This window comes from Vibrio sp. MACH09, assembly GCF_033238805.1.
Classification (GTDB): domain Bacteria; phylum Pseudomonadota; class Gammaproteobacteria; order Enterobacterales; family Vibrionaceae; genus Vibrio.
Genome location: NZ_BSFZ01000001.1, coordinates 1,461,586 through 1,479,088, shown reverse-complemented (window position 1 = coordinate 1,479,088; position 17,503 = coordinate 1,461,586). Strand labels below are relative to the sequence as shown.

Genomic DNA, 17,503 nt, shown 5'->3' with positions numbered 1-17,503 from the left:
CTATAAGTATAGTTCAAGATAAGCGGTTTACTCGCAAGTATAGGAGCAACCAATAACGAGGTTATAAATTTTTGATCTTTATCGTTATTTAGAGCTTGAGCACTTGTTTTTCCAGTGCTGTTCCGTTCGCTCTTCTAACAGGCCTAATTCAAGAGGTTTATCAAAATAGTAACCTTGGACAAGGTCACATTGGTAGTCTAGCAATTTATGATACTGTTCAATGGTTTCAACACCTTCGGCAACAACCTTCATTCCACAAGACTGTCCAATAGCCAAAATGGCCTTAACCAAAGTATCACTTTGATCACTAATCAAAATCTTATCTATAAATGAGCGATCAATCTTAATCTCATTAATCGGTAAATTATTTAAATAACTTAATGACGAGAAACCTGTACCAAAGTCATCAAGGGAAATGCTAAAGCCTAACTCCCTTAGCTCATGTAAGATAGGGGTAACTGAAGCTTGATCCTCCAGCAGTACATTTTCGGTAATCTCGATGGTTACCCGACTAATATCGATACCTGAGCGCAATATTGTATTGTGAAAATCATCAGCAAAATGTTTCAATTTCAGTTGCTTGGGAGATATGTTAACCGAAAGCTTAACCGCATCTTCTCCATTCGGATACGCAGCGACAATATCACTGCACGCCTTCTCTACCACAAACTGGCCAATAGAGTGAATAAGATCAATACGCTCCGCAACATCAATAAACTCCACCGGAGAAACAAAACCCAAAGCTTGATTATTCCAACGACAAAGAGCCTCTACCCCAATCATTTTACCCGATGAGGTACATATCTGCGGTTGATAAACCAAACTAATTTCGTTTCGACCTAATGCACCTTTTAATTCACTCTCTAACTTAAAGTCATATTCCAACTGCTTAGCAATGGCGGAATTAAAAAAGATGACAGTCCCCTTTTTATCGCTTTTAGCACGGTACAAAGAGATATCGGCATTACTCATCGCTTCCTCTGCGCTAAATGAATCTTCCGGATAGCAAGAAACACCAACAGAACAGCTCGACTTTATCTGCACATTATTTATCAGTTGTGCCTCAGAAAATACGCCTTGAATAACCGCAATTTTCCTTTCAACTTCATCTTTAGAGTGCAAATTCTGAATACAAAAGATGAATTCATCGCCTCCAAAGCGACAAACGCTATCACCTGGATCCAATATAGCCTCAAACTCTCTCGACAAGATGGTCAGTAATTTGTCACCAACAAAGTGTCCGTACAGATCATTAATTTTCTTAAAGTCGTCTAAACCAACCAATATTACAGCCAGTAAATTACCGGTCTTATCTGACTCTGTAATCGCTTGACGCAGTAACTGTGTGAACTGTAATCGGTTAGGTAGGTCGGTAAGAGAGTCATACAAGGCGAGGCGTTGCATCGTATTCTTAGCATTTTCTAATTCGCTAAAATCTTGGCTTATCTTAGATTGAAAGCTCTGAAAGCGCGATGCGACCTTTCGACTTAATAATGCGGCAACCAATGTCATTACAAATGCCAATATGGCACTGTATATCAACAATTTAAGTAATTCATCACTGTTTTGCTGTTTTATGGTTTTCTCTTTAATTGCCAGATAAATTTCTGAGTCTTTAATATAGAAGCCTGTACCTATAGTCCAGTTCCAGTCACCAAACCAGCGGACATAACTTACCTTTTCACTATCATCAATGCTCATAGGTTTAAACAAACTATGATAACGAATAAATCCACCGCCAGACTTGGCCTTGTTAATGATGTTCTTTATATACTCGTTACCTTCTTTATCTCTTAAGTTCATCCTATTAGTATTAATTATCGATTTATCCTGATGAGCCTTTATTACGCCATTTTCATCTAAAACAAAAACATAACCATTGCTGCCGTATCGAATTTCAGAAATCCTAGCTAATAGTTTGTCCTGTATATTTTTCTCAAAGCTATCGACATATTCACCGGTTCCTATCATCCATTTCATTGGTGAAAAATACTTAATAAAGCCGACTTTTTCATGATCTCGCTGCTGATTACCCGGCTTGAAGAACCACCAACTGTGGTAGCCTTCTCCCTTATTTTTAGCAATATTAATAACATCTCGTGTTATATAAGCACCTCGGCTATCTTGCATATCCCAGCGAGACGTTCCTTCCATATGAGGCAAAGGTGGCAGCATTACATTTGTTCCATCCATCTTATAGATGAAGTAATACCCTCTCCCTTCATTAAAGTGCAATGCTCTTAATGCTGTAGTGATCCGTTTAGTAATCTCTTGCTCTGATTTCTCTTTATTCTTCTCATAGATAGCCGTCGCTATCCGATGCGCTTCATAAATTCGCGCTTTAAGATCGAGCTTGAGAGCGTCTTCGGTCTGTTTTTTTTCATAGGAAATTTGTCGATAAACGCTATCAACTTCTTGTTGAATGCGTATTTTTTGCTGTAAAAGGTAGTCTTGTCGGAGGGTCGCTAAGTTCTCATTAGCTTCAAGGCGGTTATCACGAAACATAACAACGATAATAAGAAATGTCGCCACGGCAATAATAACAACAGGCATAACCTGTATAAACCTTAGCAACTTTCTATCATTAATATGAACCATCAATAACAACTCGATACAACATTCAGATTAATGAAGTATATCTAACTTTCTCAGTAAATTCCGGATTGAGAGACATTACAGAATAACCATTTTTTGAAATTGATAGCTTTATCACTATCTTAAAAAACACTTACGACCACCTGTACGGTTAGATTTTAAGCACTTGATTATTATTTACACGATTGTAGCCAAGCCTCCTCCCCCTATTACCAATACTCATACCCTCAGAATTCATTTCCATTGCCACTGTCGCTTTTCTAGCACAGTATAAATTTTGTTCAGCTCAATACAGGAATGGTCCCAATGACACACGTTTTTCATCGGCATTGTCATGCAAGCTTGCCGGTAATATCAAAAGGAATAGGCGCTTATCTATATGATAAGGAAGGAAAACAGTATTTAGATGGATGCGGAGGCGCAGCCGTATCAAACTTGGGGCATAGCCACCCGCATATTAAGCAGGCAATCATCAACCAATTGAACGATATTCCTTACGCTCATACCGGTTTTTTTACCAACACACCCAGTGAAAAATTGGCGGAGTTACTTTGCTCATTAGCGCCCTCCTCGTTAAATCATGTCTATTTTGTTAGCGGTGGTTCTGAGGCAGTAGAATCCGCATTAAAAATGGCAAGACAGTACTTTGTGGAGACAGGACAACCGCAAAAAAAACAGGTAATAGCACGCAGGCAGAGCTATCACGGTAACACTCTGGGTGCATTATCAGTTGGGGGAAATGCTTGGCGAAGAGAGCCATTCAAGCCGTTATTAACTGACGGGCATCACATCGCGCCATGTTACGCCTACCGTGATCAAGATGACAATGAATCAGAACAACAATACTCTCTTCGAGTGGCGAATGAGCTTGAACAAAAGATCTTAGAACTTGGAGCGGAAAATGTGATGGCATTTGTCGCAGAGCCTGTCGTCGGAGCGACATCAGGAGCCTTGCCGGCAACAGAGGGTTATTTTAAACGAATCCGGCAAATCTGTGACCAATATAATGTGCTGCTCATTCTTGATGAAGTGATGTGCGGTGTAGGAAGAACTGGGACATTCTTTGCGTTTGAACAGGAACAAGTGGTGCCGGACATCGTCACCGTTGCCAAAGGATTGGGCGGCGGATACCAACCCATTGGCGCCGTTTTAGCGAGTAAAACAATCTATAACGCCATCGCTCAAGGAAGTGGTTTTTTTCAACATGGTCATACATTTATGGCTCATCCTCTCGCGTGTTGCGCCGCTTTAGCTACCGTACAAACCATTATCAAAGATGATTTACTATCAATTGTAACTAAGCAGGGTGAGCGTCTTAAACAGCAATTAAACGCTCGTCTGTCCGCGCTACCTTATATAGGAGACATAAGAGGAAAAGGACTCTTTTTGGCAATAGAACTGGTTAAAGATAAACGCAGCAAAGCTCCACTCTCGAGTAAAACCCTTGCCCACAAACAGATCAAAGAAATGGCCATGTCGTTTGGCCTACTTTGCTACCCAATGGCCGGAACGATTGATGGAAAACAGGGGCATCATGTGTTACTTGCGCCACCCTTTATTATTACTGATGAACAGATAACCGAGCTGGTAGACAAGCTCCATCATGCAATCACTGAGTCGGCAAAAACATGGGACGTTTAACAATGACAAATCACCAAGATAAAATTGCTATTATTGTTGCTCCTAACGGTGCGAAAAAAACCAAAGAACATCACCCTCGACTGCCAATTTCAGTTAATGAAATTGTAGATGAAGTCATTGCTTGTCAACAAGCGGGAGCGGCAATGGTGCACTTGCATGCAAGAGATGGCAATGGGCATCATTCATTAGATATTGATACCAACCAAAGGCTACTTGACGCGATAAAATCTGAGTTAGCAGACGAGATTATTGTTCAACTCACCACTGAAGCTATCGGCTTATATACGCCAGAACAACAGATGGAATTAATTACTCATACTCAACCAGAAGCGGCGTCTTTTGCGCTTTGTGAACTCATTCCTGATGATTCTTATCTACAAACCGCCGAAAAATTCTTTCATTGGCTAACAGATAAGTCGATTATTCCGCAATATATCCTCTATTCTGAACACGATCTCTTGCGTTACTTCTCACTTATTGAATCTGGTATTCTGCCAAATCACCGTCATCATATCCTATTGGTTCTAGGTCGATATCACAAAGAAATGCAAGCAAACCCAATGGATCTCATCCCTTTTGCTAACCATCCGCTTGATACACTAAAAAATCGCTGGGCGGTATGCGCCTTTGGTCGAATGGAACAGAAATGCCTAATCAGTGCTATGCTAATGGGAGCCGACGTAAGAATAGGCTTTGAAAATAACCATATGAATTGCCATGGATTAGAAGCAGCAAGCAATGCTGAACAGGTGAGCAAATTACTGCAAATAATGACCTTACTTAATATCGAGCAGCACAGCGCTAGCAGCTTTAAAGCGGAATTAATCAAATAGATGATATCCGCAATTCAGAATTCATCGTGGACACGTTCATTTTTAGTAAAAGGAATTATTATGTCACGTTTAAAATCCCTATTAACCGCCACCGCAGCAACCGCTCTGTTGGGTACGTCACTGTACGCCAGCGCACAAGATCGTTTTGTTACCATTGGTACTGGTGGCGTAACGGGCGTGTATTACCCAACAGGTGGCGCAATCTGCCGCTTAGTAAACAAATCGAAAAAAGAGCATGGCATTCGCTGCTCTGTTGAAAGTACTGGTGGTTCAATTTACAACATCAATACCATTCGTGCAGGAGAGTTAGATCTGGGTATCGCACAATCAGACTGGCAATATCACGCCTATAACGGCACAAGCAAATTTGCTGATAAAGGCGCTTTTGGTGATCTACGTGCTGTATTCTCAATCCACCCAGAACCGTTTACCGTTGTTGCTCGCGCCGACTCAGGCATCAATACTTTTGACGACTTAAAAGGCAAACGCGTCAACATTGGTAACCCAGGTTCAGGCCAACGCGGCACCATGGAAGTACTTATGGAGCGCTATGGCTGGACTGAGAAAGACTTTAAACTGGTCTCTGAGTTAAAAGCTTCTGAGCAGTCTAAAGCCTTGTGTGATAACAAAATCGATGCAATGGTGTACGTTGTAGGTCACCCAAGTGGTGCTATCAAAGAAGCAACCACTTCATGTGACAGTAAGATTGTTGCGGTTGACAGCAGCACAGTGAAGAAACTTGTGGACGATAAGAGCTTTTACCGTACCGCAACAGTACCTGGTGGCATGTACAATGGTAACCCAGATGACACTGCTACATTTGGTGTAGGGGCAACCTTTGTTTCTTCTACTCAAGTACCAGATGATGTCGTGTATCAAATCGTTAAAGCAGTATTTGAAAACTTCGATACCTTTAGAAAACTGCACCCTGCTTTTGCTCACTTGAAGAAAGAAGAGATGATCAAAGATGGTCTTTCTGCACCCCTTCATCCTGGCGCAGTTAAGTACTACAAAGAAGCAGGATTAATGTAATTATACTCAAGTAACCAAACGGTATTTGTTTATAAAAATAATTAGACCAGCCCTAGTGGCTGGTTTGTTTTTTTAACCAATAATTTTTAAAATGCTCCGCCACCGAAGAGGCTTTGCCTTGAGGTTGATAATATAAATTCAAACTCCAACTACTGGTCTGGTACTCCGTTAACAGCTGTTCAAGCTCACCATTTTCAACTTTCTCTCTGACAAGAAAGTCGGGTAGATAACCAATACCAGCGCCATTACACACACCTTGTAACAATAAATCACTGTCGTTTACTTCAATTGATTTGGGAATTTTGACAATTTGCGATTCATTTTCCTTAGTAAACACCCAGTCATTACTCCCTGTTAAACTGGTAGCAAATAAACAGAGATGCTCCTTTAGTTCGCTTGGCTCCATCGGTGCCCCTCGTAATTGCAGATACGCCTTGGAGGTAACCACAACAAACGGACAAGCAATCAATTCACGACGTACAAGCAACACGTCGCGCTCCCGATACCCTTGATAATTGGCAATCGCACTCACAGCAAAATCAACGTTGGTGGCATCATCAAGTGCCCATGGAGTGATATTTAAGTTAAATGTAATACCGGGATGCTCACGCAGATACTCACTCACAATCGGCATTAAAAAATGATTGGCATAAACGGGCGTACAGCTAATATCTATATGCCCTTTCTGGCTTGACTGAAATCCTTGTACTTCACGAACAATCACCTCGGAACGGTCAACAATAGGCGCGTACTCTTCAAACAGTTTAATCCCCGCTGGCGTTGGAGTGAGCAAGCGATTATTTCGACGATAAAGAGGTGTTCCCATCTGCTGCTCTAGCTCTTTGAGCCAACGGCTACCAGCAGAAACCGAAATATCAAACTGCTTAGAAGCAGCAGAAATTGAGTTGAGCCTAACCACATAAACAAAAAATGCCATTTTATCTAACATACATCACCTTTTGCAGCTTTTGCTGCTGGAATAAGCGTCTCATTAAGCCATTGATTAAATTCGTATATTTTTCGCGATGCCAGCCGGTAGTTGGGTACGATTAGGTAATAACCATACCCACTCTCAATAGACAGATTTAATGGATTAATAAGATGGCCACTTGTGAGCGATTTAGCCACCATAAAATCCGGTAGCAGAGCGACTCCACCGTGGTTATTTACCGCTTCTAAAGACATATAGAAATGCTCAAAACCCACGCCATAAAAGCGATTCAGTTTTGGTAATTGCTGTTCTGTTTTAAACTGTTCCCACAGTTGTGGTCTGGTAATCTGAGGAATAAACACCATATCATCAAGAGGCGTTTTCCCTCCCTCAGGATCGATGTTCATTTGGCTATTTGCACTTATAAGCAACAAGGTCTCTTTCTGTAATAGCGAGGCATTTTCATAGTGTTTAGAGAGAGGTAAACAACGAATATATAGGTCACTATCACTGTTAATACTCTTTACCATGCCATCCCCTGTTTTCACCCTGACTTGAATATTGGGGTGTTTCTGATTAAAACTTTCGATAGCAGGGATCAACCAAAGACTCGCAAATGAAGGGGTTACATTCACGGTTAACACTTCTTCCACTTGCTCAGTTTGTAACAAGCTGGATGTTGAGTACTGAATAATCTCCAAAGCTTGAGAAATTTTTGGCAAATAGCGCTTACCCGCATTAGAAAGGACAATTCCGTTAATGTGTCTTTCAAATAAAGGCTGCCCTAACTGCTGCTCAAGAGCCGCAATTTGTTTGCTAACCGCCCCTTGCGTTACGGATAGCTCATTAGCCGCTTTCGAAAAGCTCATATGATTTGCCACTGCAATAAAGGTTCTCAACGCCTTGATTGAAGGGAGCTCACTTCCTTTAAGCATGGTCCCACCTATTCCTCTGGTTCATACAGGCAAGAATATTCTTTCTAATTTCTGTTTGCAAAATAATCAGTTAATTAAATGTAATCTGAATAAAAAGCTTACCAAACAAGCGATGCAAGTCCACATTGCAAATATGCAAAGCCTGTTCCTGAATGTGTCCCTATGCTAAATATGAGTTTTGCTCATACACTGTACAAAATAGCGACATGAATTAACTGGGATAAACGATGAAAAAAATAACCGATACTGACATCGTTACGTCACACCTTAAAAGCGGAATGACAGTAATGATTGGTGGCTTTATGGCCAACGGTGCGCCGGAAACATTGATCGATGCCATTCTTGACAGTGATATTCGTGAATTAACCTTAATCAGTACCGATACAGGTATGCCTGAGTCTGGTTCCGGTCGGTTAATTTCTGATAAAAGAATTAAAAAACTCTACGCCTCTCATATCGGCTTAAACCCGTTAACCGGACAGCAGATGAACAGCGGAGAACTTGACGTTGAACTTGTTCCACAAGGGACATTAGCTGAACGAATTCGAGCCGCTGGAGCAGGTCTAGGTGGTGTATTAACACCAACAGGCCTTGGAACTATCGTCGCAGAAGGGAAAGAAATTATTGAAGTCGATGGAAAGCCTTACATATTGGAAAAGCCACTACACGCCGATGTTGCATTAATCAGAGGCTCCATTGTCGATACATCTGGTAATGTTTTTTATAAAAAAACCACCCAGAACTTTAATCCACTGATGGCAACCGCAGCCGACACTGTTATCGCCGAAGCTGAAACAATAGTAGATATCGGCCAAATACAGCCAGAGTCTGTACACACGCCTTCTATCTTTGTTGATTTCATTCTTCAAAGCCGCCACTCAGAGGAGCGATAAAAATGAACACTAACAAAACTATTGAGCCGAGAGAGCGGATCGCCAAAAGAGTGGCTAAAGAACTCAAAGATGGCTATGTGGTTAATTTGGGCATCGGATTACCAACAATGGTGGCTGATCAAATCGACAATGACGTTACTGTATTATTTCAATCGGAGAATGGCTTACTTGGCATAAAAGGAATGGCCACTGAAGCTGACTCTGATCCCGATCTCGTTAACGCTGGCGGCCAAGCAATTACGGCTATTGAGGGTGCCGCTTACTTCAACAGCTCTGAGTCATTCGCCATTATTCGCGGCGGTCATGTTGATGCTACCGTACTAGGCGCCTTACAAGTGGACCAACATGGCAACTTGGCAAACTGGATCATACCGGGAAAAATGGTTCCGGGTATGGGCGGAGCCATGGACTTAGTGGTTGGCGCTAAAAAGGTTATTGTGGCAATGGAACACACAGTGAAAGGAAAACCAAAGCTACTTAATCACTGTACACTGCCTCTCACCGCGCAGGGGCAAGTCAACTTGATCGTCACAGAGTTAGCAGTGATCGAGATTACCGCAAACGGCATGACCTTAATTGAGATAGCAGAAGACACAAGCGTTGAAGAAGTACAAAGCGTCACCGAAGCGACGCTTATTATTGCCGATGACCTTAAAGTGATGGCGTGATCATCGCTCCACTTAAGTGAGCAGATTTATCACTCACTCTATTGCTGTAATATCTTAGGGCCAATTCTCACCCTAAGATATTACAGGCTATTTAGCAGGCCATAGCCAAGCTGCGCCGCGCACACCACTAGAGTCACCATGGACAGCAGGTTTTATTGGTGTATGACATTCACCACCAAACGTATGCTCTTCAAGCAACTTAGGCACATTCTGATATAAACGTGAAATATTGCATGCACCACCCGCCAAAACAACCACATCTGGATCAAGTAGGTTAATAACGCCAGCAATGGATTTTGCTAAACGTCGTTCAAATGCTTCTAATGAGAGCAACGCCGTTGCATCTCCTTGTTCTGCAAGATCTGAAATCTCTTTACCAGTAATCAACTGACCTGTTCGGCGCTGATAATCTGCACACAAGCCCGTTCCAGAGACAAACTGCTCAACACAGCCACTCTTACCGCAATAACAAGGGGTTGAACGAGAAAATGCTTGTTCTTCATCATCCTGCCACGGCATAGGGTTATGTCCCCACTCCCCACCAATGCCATTACCACCACGATGCGGGATGCCATTAATAACAATGCCGGCACCCGCGCCAGTGCCTAAAATTAACGCTAACACAACACCGTAGCCTTTCCCTGCACCATCAGTTGCTTCAGATACGGCCATGCAGTTGGCATCATTCGCTACTCTCACTTCTCTATCAAGCAGAGCAGACAAATCAACATCTAATGGCTGGCCGTTTAACCATACTGAGTTAGCATTTTTTACTTTTTTAGAGTATGGCGAGATGGTTCCCGGAATTCCGATGCCAACCGTACCCGTTTGACCCGTTGCCGATTCTGCATCTTCTACCAAACCTTTTATAGCGTTGAGAGTCTCTGGATACGATCCTTTTGGCGTACTCACTCTTTTACGAAACAGCTCTTCACCGGAATCCGATAGTGCAATAACTTCTATTTTCGTCCCGCCCAGATCAATACCTATTCTCATTACTTATCTCTCTAAATTAGTGAAGTCTCAATGGTCTGTTGACCTGCGTTTAGTTTGAATAATCTTGATGCAAGTGTCTGTGCTAGCGGTCAAAAGATAATAAAAAGCTCTAAAGCCGCTAAGCTAAAGAGCTGGGGTTTAACGCCGTAAATTGAAACTCAGTGATGCAGAGATAACTTGAACTTATAGATCTCTTAACAATAAAAACTCATCGATATTATCCAGTAACAGTCGGGTGAGTTGAGGATCAAATTGCTCACCACTCTGCTCCTCAAAATAGTCCATTACATCGGTTATGCTCCATGGTTCTCGATAGCAACGCGGGCTGAGTAACGCATCAAACACATCCACTATCGCCGTAATTCGAGCAAAAATATGAATGCTACTGCCAACTTTATTATTTGGATACCCTTTACCATTCCAGTACTCGTGATGATCCAAAGCGATCATAGCCGCTAACCCCATCAACTCCCCTTCACTATTGGAGAGCAATTGATGCCCAATGACGGTATGTGTTTCAACAATCAGTCTTTCATTATCCGTGAGTGCCCCCGCTTTCATCAAAATCTCCCGCGGTACACCGATTTTTCCAATATCGTGCATAGGACTAAGCTTCTCGATCACACGCTGTTCATGCTTTGTTAAACCAGCATATCGCGCTAGTAGCCCCGTCATTTCTGCCACACTATTAATGTGATGACCAATGCCCCCTGAATGCGCCTCTATCGCATCACTCAATAGATGAATGAAGTTCTTCTGTTCTGCCAGATTCTGTTCCTGAATTTCGATTAGCTGCTGTTTATGCCTGTTGATTTTACGTTTTCTCTTTAATGAAATAGACAAGATCAAGATGACGATCATCAATAAGACCAGCACCACCAGCAAGAACGAAAGTATCCGTATATTTTTTCTACATAAGACTTAGGCTTGCCAATTACATAAGCCTCTTCAGGCAGCAACGACATAGGAATTTGGTAACGATCAATTGAAGAGAAGTTAAAAACGGCTGCATGTTCTTTTTCTACCGACATGGTGACATTAATAGACTCGGGCAGTTTCGCCCCTAACAACTCCACCGCCTGTACCCCCATTTTATAAGAACGATTTACATAACCACCCAGCACATCTCCCTGAATATAAAACTCCCAGAAAACAAAGATTGGTGCCGCACTTTTTGCAGAAAGCCGTCTCGCCACTTCCTCGTATCCATAGTAGGTACCCGTATCTAATTCGGTATTGAAGTGCGTCAGCAATACTGCATCATCCGGGGAGATTTTCGATAACGTATTTCCTGCTTGAGCTAAGCTTTCACTGCGGATTTCAGCCAAAGAGATATCCGTATGTTTAGCCAGTTCAGTCAATATTTTTTCACGAGTGATTTTTGAGGTAACACTATAGTCAGAGAGAAAATAGAGTGTTTTGAGGTTGGGTCGTAGTCGTTTTATTAAGCGAATATTTTCGACAATATAATCATTTTCATAGATAACCGTTCCTTTACTGGTTGATGAGTAAAGGCTGGCTTCTATATTGTTGATACCCACAGCAACCGTAGGTAAGCCTTTTAAATTATCTAGCTTCAGACTATTAAAAAAGGTCAAGGCATTGTCGTCTGTGAGTATTACACCATCAAACTCGTAGCTATTGTATTTGTACTTAATGTACTCCCTCATGTATTTATAATATTCAGGGTTGCTAATGCGCTTAGTATCCAAATACTCTACCGAGAGCTTAATCGGTTGTGATGCGGTTTTAATTGCGTCTTCTATGCCATGCTGTGAATCTACCGTCCAGCCATAGGATGCATCGTAAGAGTGCAAAACCAATATATTTTGCATACTTTTAGCAAATAAAACCGCAGGTGAAAGCAGTAACCATAAAGTTAAAAAGCCATATACTGTTTTACAACATCTAACCCTTAACCTATTGTCCATACTTATCACATTCCTTGCTGTATGCTCCTTTTTAGTATAGTTCGATATTCAACGAGTTCACCATGAAAGCGCATAACTAGATGAATTTTTTATTAATCAGCAAAGAATTAAGGCAGCATGTAGGCCATTGATGTACCAAAACGCTTTATGTGTCGCCACTTTCTTGCCAACGTGGATGAGGTAGAATAATAGCGTTCAGAGAACTTCTGCGTTCCACTCTCCAGCTCTTCAACACTCATCTTACTTGGCTGATAAACAGCATGAACACCGTCATACAGAGACCAGTCTCGTGTCAAAATTCGCCCTTGTTGTTCAAGATCTTGATACAGAGGTGTTCCTGGAAATGGAATCATGATTACCGGATGACAAACATCCAGATCCACATCGTGAATATAGTCCCATGTTTGATCGAAAATATCCGTCTCGTGCTCATCAAAACCAAACAACATGCAGGAGTCTACCACTATGTTGTGTTGATGAAGCTTGTCGATATACTCTTTCGATTTATGGATATTATTAAAGCCTTTCGCCGCTTCTTTAAGTGCCCCTTTAGAAGGGGTTTCTAATCCCACTAATAGATAACTCAGACCGCTTTTGCTGGCGGCAACCAACAACTCTTCATCGTCAGCAAAGCGTAGGTTAGTTTCCGCCACCCATTGAATATTTAAAGGTGTCATCGCCTCAAATAACTCCAAGCAGTATTCTCTATCTGACGATAAATTATCCGCTTTGAGCTCAATATATTGTGCACCACTACGCTTAATCTCATCCACCACTTGTCCGATAGGTCGATAAGTCTGACTATCAAAAAAACGCGGAATGGTGCAGTAGTTACATTTAAAACGACAGCCGCGAGAAACCATAACCGACCAGATATTCTTATACACTCCGGCAGATAGGTATCGCGTTGGGTAAGGGTTAAGCTGAGCGAGATCGTAAGGTGACGACGACTGATAAATAGGTTGCATTTTATTGGCAGAGACATCCAATAAAATCTGCGGCCATAAAGCATCAGATTCGCCTTTAATAATAGCGTGAGCGTGCAACAAGGCTTCTTGTGGCATAAACGTTGTGTGCAGCCCAGCCAAAATAACTTTTACTCCGTTCGACATCAGATTGTCCGCAAGAGAATATGCTCTTATCGCATCAGGAGTGGACATAAAAATAACCGCAAGATCAACAGACAGCTTGTCAGGGCATTTCTTTGCTGATGTCTCATCGTACATTACGATATCGGCAATACCTTCCAACACAGCAGCGGCAGAAAAGATACTCTGTGGCGGCGCACCCACATACTTTTTATACTCTTTAAAATCACTCTGCTGGCTTGCTTTAATCAGTGCAATTTTCATGGTCGTCTCCAAATCTCGTTCTATATCGAAGCACAACTTACACCCCAAATCGTTAAGATTTCGTTATCTAGCAATGCAAGCACATCAAAAGGCATTTACCTCATATTCACCTTTCAATTGGCAAAATAGCATAACCAAACATATCTAAACTGAATAAAAAACAATAATGAGCCGCTCTAAATTAGTTACGAATATTGCAGAATTATCATCCCACCTAAACCTATCACCGGTGAAAAACAAAAAACCATTTAAAGACATCGAATACCAGCTGAAATATATAATTCGTTTCCTTTTTTACTATGGTGCAATGAAAAATTACTTAGAGCAGATATCCCCAGAGACATTAGAGCTCGCAAAACAAGCTCATCAAGTTTCAGAAAAACACCAGCCATTTATTGTCAAAGCCTTTTATCCTTATTTGGTATCAAAAGGCTCGGTTAAATCAAATGTTCGACGAATTGTAAACCACTATCAATTTGTAGAGAGCTATTTATCAAAGCCTATAATTGATCATATCTACAATCCAAAAACTCCACCTTTAAATATTATGAAAATATGCGTGGAAGATGCCTATTACTCAGTCGTATTAGTTAGTGATGGCTGGTGTAAACAAGAGGGTGAAATGTCTTTACGATTACTTGCTCCTGACGGTGAGAAAATCTATATGCTGCATTTTATTATCGGCTCTATCAATGGTCAGCGAACTATGAAGATTGGTGCTCTTCAAGGCCCTAAAAGTAGCAGTGAAAACAAGCAAAAAATCAAACAGCTAACTAAGACTGTATACGGGCTTAGACCAAAGGATCTCATTGTTAGAACTGGGCTTTATATTGCTAAAAGCTGGGACGTAAAAACTGTTGTTGCCATTAAAAACAATCAGCACATTTGGTTTAACAAACGTTATAAAAAACGCAACAAAGGCGAACAAGTACTGGCAGATTTTGAAAAACACTGGAAAGAGTTAGGTGGCAAAGCATTTAATTCAAATTTTATGGAATTGCCTATTGAAGAAACTCGAAAAGATCTTCAGTTAGTAAAAAGAACTAAACGGTCGATGTATAAGAAGCGATATGACTGGCTTGATGACTTGCAACAAAATATCAATAAACTCATGTCATAAGTACATTGAGTATACTTAAACATAAGCGCCAACTTACATTGGCGCTTAATTAATACTGACTAAGGCTTATTCTGACCGTTACACTTCTTCTCCAAGCGCCACCCAAGTATCCAATACCGTATCGGGGTTTAGAGATAAGGAGTTAATACCTTCACTGATCAACCATTGAGCGAAATCTTGGTGGTCTGAAGGACCTTGCCCACATATGCCAACATACTTCCCTGCTCGGTTAGCAGCGTCGATGGCCAGCTTGAGCATCGCTTTCACTGCCAAGTTACGTTCGTCGAAAAGATGGGCGACGTCGCCAGAATCTCTATCCAAACCAAGAGTTAACTGAGTCATGTCGTTAGAGCCGATAGAAAAACCATCAAAGTACTTTAGAAACTCATCCGCCAGTACCGCGTTGGAAGGTAGCTCACACATCATAATGACCTTCAGTCCGTTATCAGCGCGTTTTAAGCCATATTTAGCCAGCAAATCAATCACTGATGAAGCTTCTGATGGCGTTCGAACAAATGGGATCATGATCTCGACATTATTCAATCCCATGTCATTACGAACTCGCTTAATCGCGGCGGTTTCCAGTTCAAAACAGTCCTCAAACTCAGGAGAAACATAACGAGATGCGCCCCTAAAACCGAGCATTGGGTTCTCTTCATGCGGTTCGTACTGCTTACCGCCAATCAAGTTACTGTACTCGTTAGATTTAAAATCCGACATTCTCACTATCACGCGCTTAGGCCAGAACGCTCCTGCAATGGTAGCGATACCTTCGGTCAGCTTAGCAATATAAAACTCAACCGGATCCGCATAGCCGGCAATCATCTGGTCAATTTTCTGTTTGATTTCACTAGGCTGTTGTTGGTAGTTAAGCAAGGCTTTAGGGTGAATACCTATCATTTTATTGATAATGAACTCTAAGCGAGCTAACCCCACCCCTTCATTCGGAATACAAGCAAAATCAAATGCTCTGTCAGGATTACCCACGTTCATCATCATCTTGGCGGGCAGTTGCGGCAGTTTCCCAACTTCTGAGCGACGAATATCAAACTGCAACTCCCCTTGATAAACATGGCCTGTTTCACCTTCCGCGCATGAAACCGTCACCCGTTGTTGATCTTGTAACTGCTCCGTTGCGTCATGACAACCTACAATAGCTGGAATGCCAAGTTCACGAGCGATTATCGCCGCATGACAAGTTCTTCCTCCTCGGTTTGTCACAATAGCGGACGCTTTTTTCATGACCGGTTCCCAATCAGGATCCGTCATGTCTGTCACCAATACGTCCCCTTTTTGCACCAGTTCCATCTCGCTCAGGTCACTCACTAACCTTACTGGGCCAACTCCAACTCTCTGGCCTATCGCTCGCCCTTCAACAAGCACTTCGGCTTTGTCTTTCAGTTGGAAACGTTCAATTACATCGGCACTATTTTGCGAGCACACAGTCTCTGGACGAGCCTGAACAATAAACAGCTCGTTACTGACACCATCTTTAGCCCACTCAATATCCATGGCACAACCGTAATGTTGCTCAATAATCAGCGCTTGCTTGGCAAGAGAAAGAACGTCTTGGTCATCAAGTGAGAATTGAGTTTGTTCATTAGCGTCGGTGTCACAAATGGCGACTTGCTTCCCTAGTGCGCTGCTATCGCCATAAATCATCTTACTTCGCTTCGAACCGAGTGTTTTTCTCAAAATGGCGTCGTTACCCATTTTAAGCATCGGCTTATGTACATAAAACTCATCAGGATTGACCGCCCCCTGAACCACCATCTCTCCAAGACCCCATGATGAGGTGATAAACACCACTTGATCAAAACCAGATTCAGTATCAAGAGTAAACATAACTCCTGATGCTCCTCTGTCCGACCGCACCATTCGCTGGATCCCTGCAGAGAGCGCAACACCGCGATGATCAAAACCTTGGTGAACGCGATATGAGATTGCCCTATCGTTAAACAGTGAAGCAAAAACGTGTTTGGTCGCTTCAATGACGGATTCTATGCCTGAAACATTTAAAAATGTTTCTTGCTGACCGGCAAAAGAGGCGTCCGGTAAATCTTCCGCGGTAGCAGATGAACGAACAGCAACAGAAATCGATTGGTCACCATCCAACAACTGCGTGTAGCAGTCGCGTATATCCTGCTCTAACGCAGGTGGAAAAGGAGCTTGTAGAATCCACTCTCTGATGGTTTCTCCCGCCTGCCTTAGCGCGGCGACGTCATCCACATCCAGCGTATCTAAAATGCTATGAATTCGTTCATCCAATCCTTCAAAATCTAAGAACTGATTAAACGCATACGATGTTGTTGCAAATCCATTTGGGACAGACACTCCGGCCTTTGCCAAACTAGATACCATTTCACCAAGTGACGCATTTTTTCCGCCAACCTTATCAACATCCTTCATTGATAGAGTGTTGAACCAAAGTACGTTCTTTTCCACGTTTTTCTCCTATGCTTAACAGCAAATGATGTAGGGGGTAAGCAACGAAAATGAGACGTTTCTCTTATTCCAATATTGAGAAGTGTGACCATTAATCCGATTGCTTGATAGAGTTATCAGTATTATCCTTA

14 protein-coding genes are annotated in these 17,503 nt (G+C 42.0%); 6 read left to right on the top strand and 8 right to left on the bottom strand.

Annotated elements, in window-relative coordinates; genetic code table 11:
- Positions 1 to 84: 84 nt before the first annotated feature.
- A complete protein-coding gene (locus CHJ_RS06560) occupies positions 85 to 2,553 on the bottom strand; it encodes a cache domain-containing protein (RefSeq protein ID WP_317917231.1) in 2,469 nt (822 codons plus the stop codon).
- Positions 2,554 to 2,901: 348 nt separating this feature from the next.
- On the opposite strand from CHJ_RS06560, the gene CHJ_RS06555 reads away from it, so the two are divergent.
- The 3 genes from CHJ_RS06555 to CHJ_RS06545 are packed head-to-tail and all read left to right on the top strand — an operon-like array spanning position 2,902 to position 6,101.
- Positions 2,902 to 4,236, top strand: a complete 1,335-nt coding sequence (locus tag CHJ_RS06555; protein WP_317917230.1) for an aspartate aminotransferase family protein — start codon at positions 2,902 to 2,904, stop codon at positions 4,234 to 4,236.
- Positions 4,237 to 4,238: 2 nt separating this feature from the next.
- The gene (locus CHJ_RS06550) at positions 4,239 to 5,069 is read left to right on the top strand and encodes a 3-keto-5-aminohexanoate cleavage protein (protein ID WP_317917229.1); all 831 of its coding nucleotides are present in this window, start codon (positions 4,239 to 4,241) and stop codon (positions 5,067 to 5,069) included.
- Positions 5,070 to 5,129: 60 nt separating this feature from the next.
- Positions 5,130 to 6,101 (top strand): TAXI family TRAP transporter solute-binding subunit, encoded by a 972-nt coding sequence (locus CHJ_RS06545; protein WP_171753977.1) that lies wholly within the window; start codon positions 5,130 to 5,132, stop codon positions 6,099 to 6,101.
- Between the two features lie 52 nt (positions 6,102 to 6,153).
- Here the strand turns inward: CHJ_RS06545 and CHJ_RS06540 are convergent, their stop codons facing one another.
- Positions 6,154 to 7,050 carry a LysR family transcriptional regulator gene (locus tag CHJ_RS06540; protein WP_171753976.1) on the bottom strand — a complete coding sequence of 299 codons (897 nt, stop codon included), beginning with the start codon at positions 7,048 to 7,050 and terminating at the stop codon, positions 6,154 to 6,156.
- Positions 7,044 to 7,967 (bottom strand): LysR family transcriptional regulator, encoded by a 924-nt coding sequence (locus CHJ_RS06535; RefSeq protein WP_317917228.1) that lies wholly within the window; start codon positions 7,965 to 7,967, stop codon positions 7,044 to 7,046. Before CHJ_RS06535 ends, CHJ_RS06540 begins: the two co-directional genes overlap by 7 nt.
- 227 nt (positions 7,968 to 8,194) lie before the next feature.
- Here CHJ_RS06535 and CHJ_RS06530 point away from each other — a divergent pair, with 227 nt between their 5' ends.
- Both CHJ_RS06530 and CHJ_RS06525 read left to right on the top strand, forming a co-directional pair.
- Positions 8,195 to 8,860, top strand: a complete 666-nt coding sequence (locus CHJ_RS06530; RefSeq protein ID WP_317917227.1) for a CoA transferase subunit A — start codon at positions 8,195 to 8,197, stop codon at positions 8,858 to 8,860.
- A gap of 2 nt (positions 8,861 to 8,862) precedes the next feature.
- Positions 8,863 to 9,528, top strand: coding sequence for a 3-oxoacid CoA-transferase subunit B (locus CHJ_RS06525; RefSeq protein WP_171753973.1), 666 nt, complete (start codon positions 8,863 to 8,865; stop codon positions 9,526 to 9,528).
- Positions 9,529 to 9,615: 87 nt separating this feature from the next.
- Here CHJ_RS06525 and mak read toward each other — a convergent pair whose 3' ends face one another.
- The 4 genes from mak to CHJ_RS06505 form a co-directional block, all read right to left on the bottom strand.
- Positions 9,616 to 10,524, bottom strand: coding sequence for a fructokinase (gene mak, locus CHJ_RS06520; RefSeq protein WP_317917226.1), 909 nt, complete (start codon positions 10,522 to 10,524; stop codon positions 9,616 to 9,618).
- A 183-nt stretch (positions 10,525 to 10,707) separates the two neighbouring features.
- A complete protein-coding gene (locus tag CHJ_RS06515; RefSeq protein WP_317917225.1) occupies positions 10,708 to 11,385 on the bottom strand; it encodes an HD-GYP domain-containing protein in 678 nt (225 codons plus the stop codon).
- Positions 11,385 to 12,359, bottom strand: a complete 975-nt coding sequence (locus CHJ_RS06510) for an ABC transporter substrate-binding protein (protein ID WP_317917224.1) — start codon at positions 12,357 to 12,359, stop codon at positions 11,385 to 11,387. The genes CHJ_RS06515 and CHJ_RS06510 overlap by 1 nt, the downstream gene beginning before the upstream one ends.
- A 203-nt stretch (positions 12,360 to 12,562) precedes the next feature.
- Positions 12,563 to 13,807, bottom strand: coding sequence for a B12-binding domain-containing radical SAM protein (locus CHJ_RS06505; RefSeq protein ID WP_317917223.1), 1,245 nt, complete (start codon positions 13,805 to 13,807; stop codon positions 12,563 to 12,565).
- Positions 13,808 to 14,036: 229 nt separating this feature from the next.
- Between CHJ_RS06505 and CHJ_RS06500 the strand changes: the two genes are divergently transcribed.
- Complete coding sequence (locus CHJ_RS06500; protein ID WP_317917222.1) at positions 14,037 to 14,927, top strand: DUF535 family protein; 891 nt, start codon at positions 14,037 to 14,039, stop codon at positions 14,925 to 14,927.
- 78 nt (positions 14,928 to 15,005) lie between these two features.
- On the opposite strand, the gene ppsA is transcribed toward CHJ_RS06500, so the two are convergent.
- On the bottom strand, positions 15,006 to 17,372 hold the full coding sequence (ppsA, locus tag CHJ_RS06495) for a phosphoenolpyruvate synthase (RefSeq protein WP_317917221.1): 2,367 nt from the start codon (positions 17,370 to 17,372) through the stop codon (positions 15,006 to 15,008).
- Positions 17,373 to 17,503: the final 131 nt, after the last annotated feature.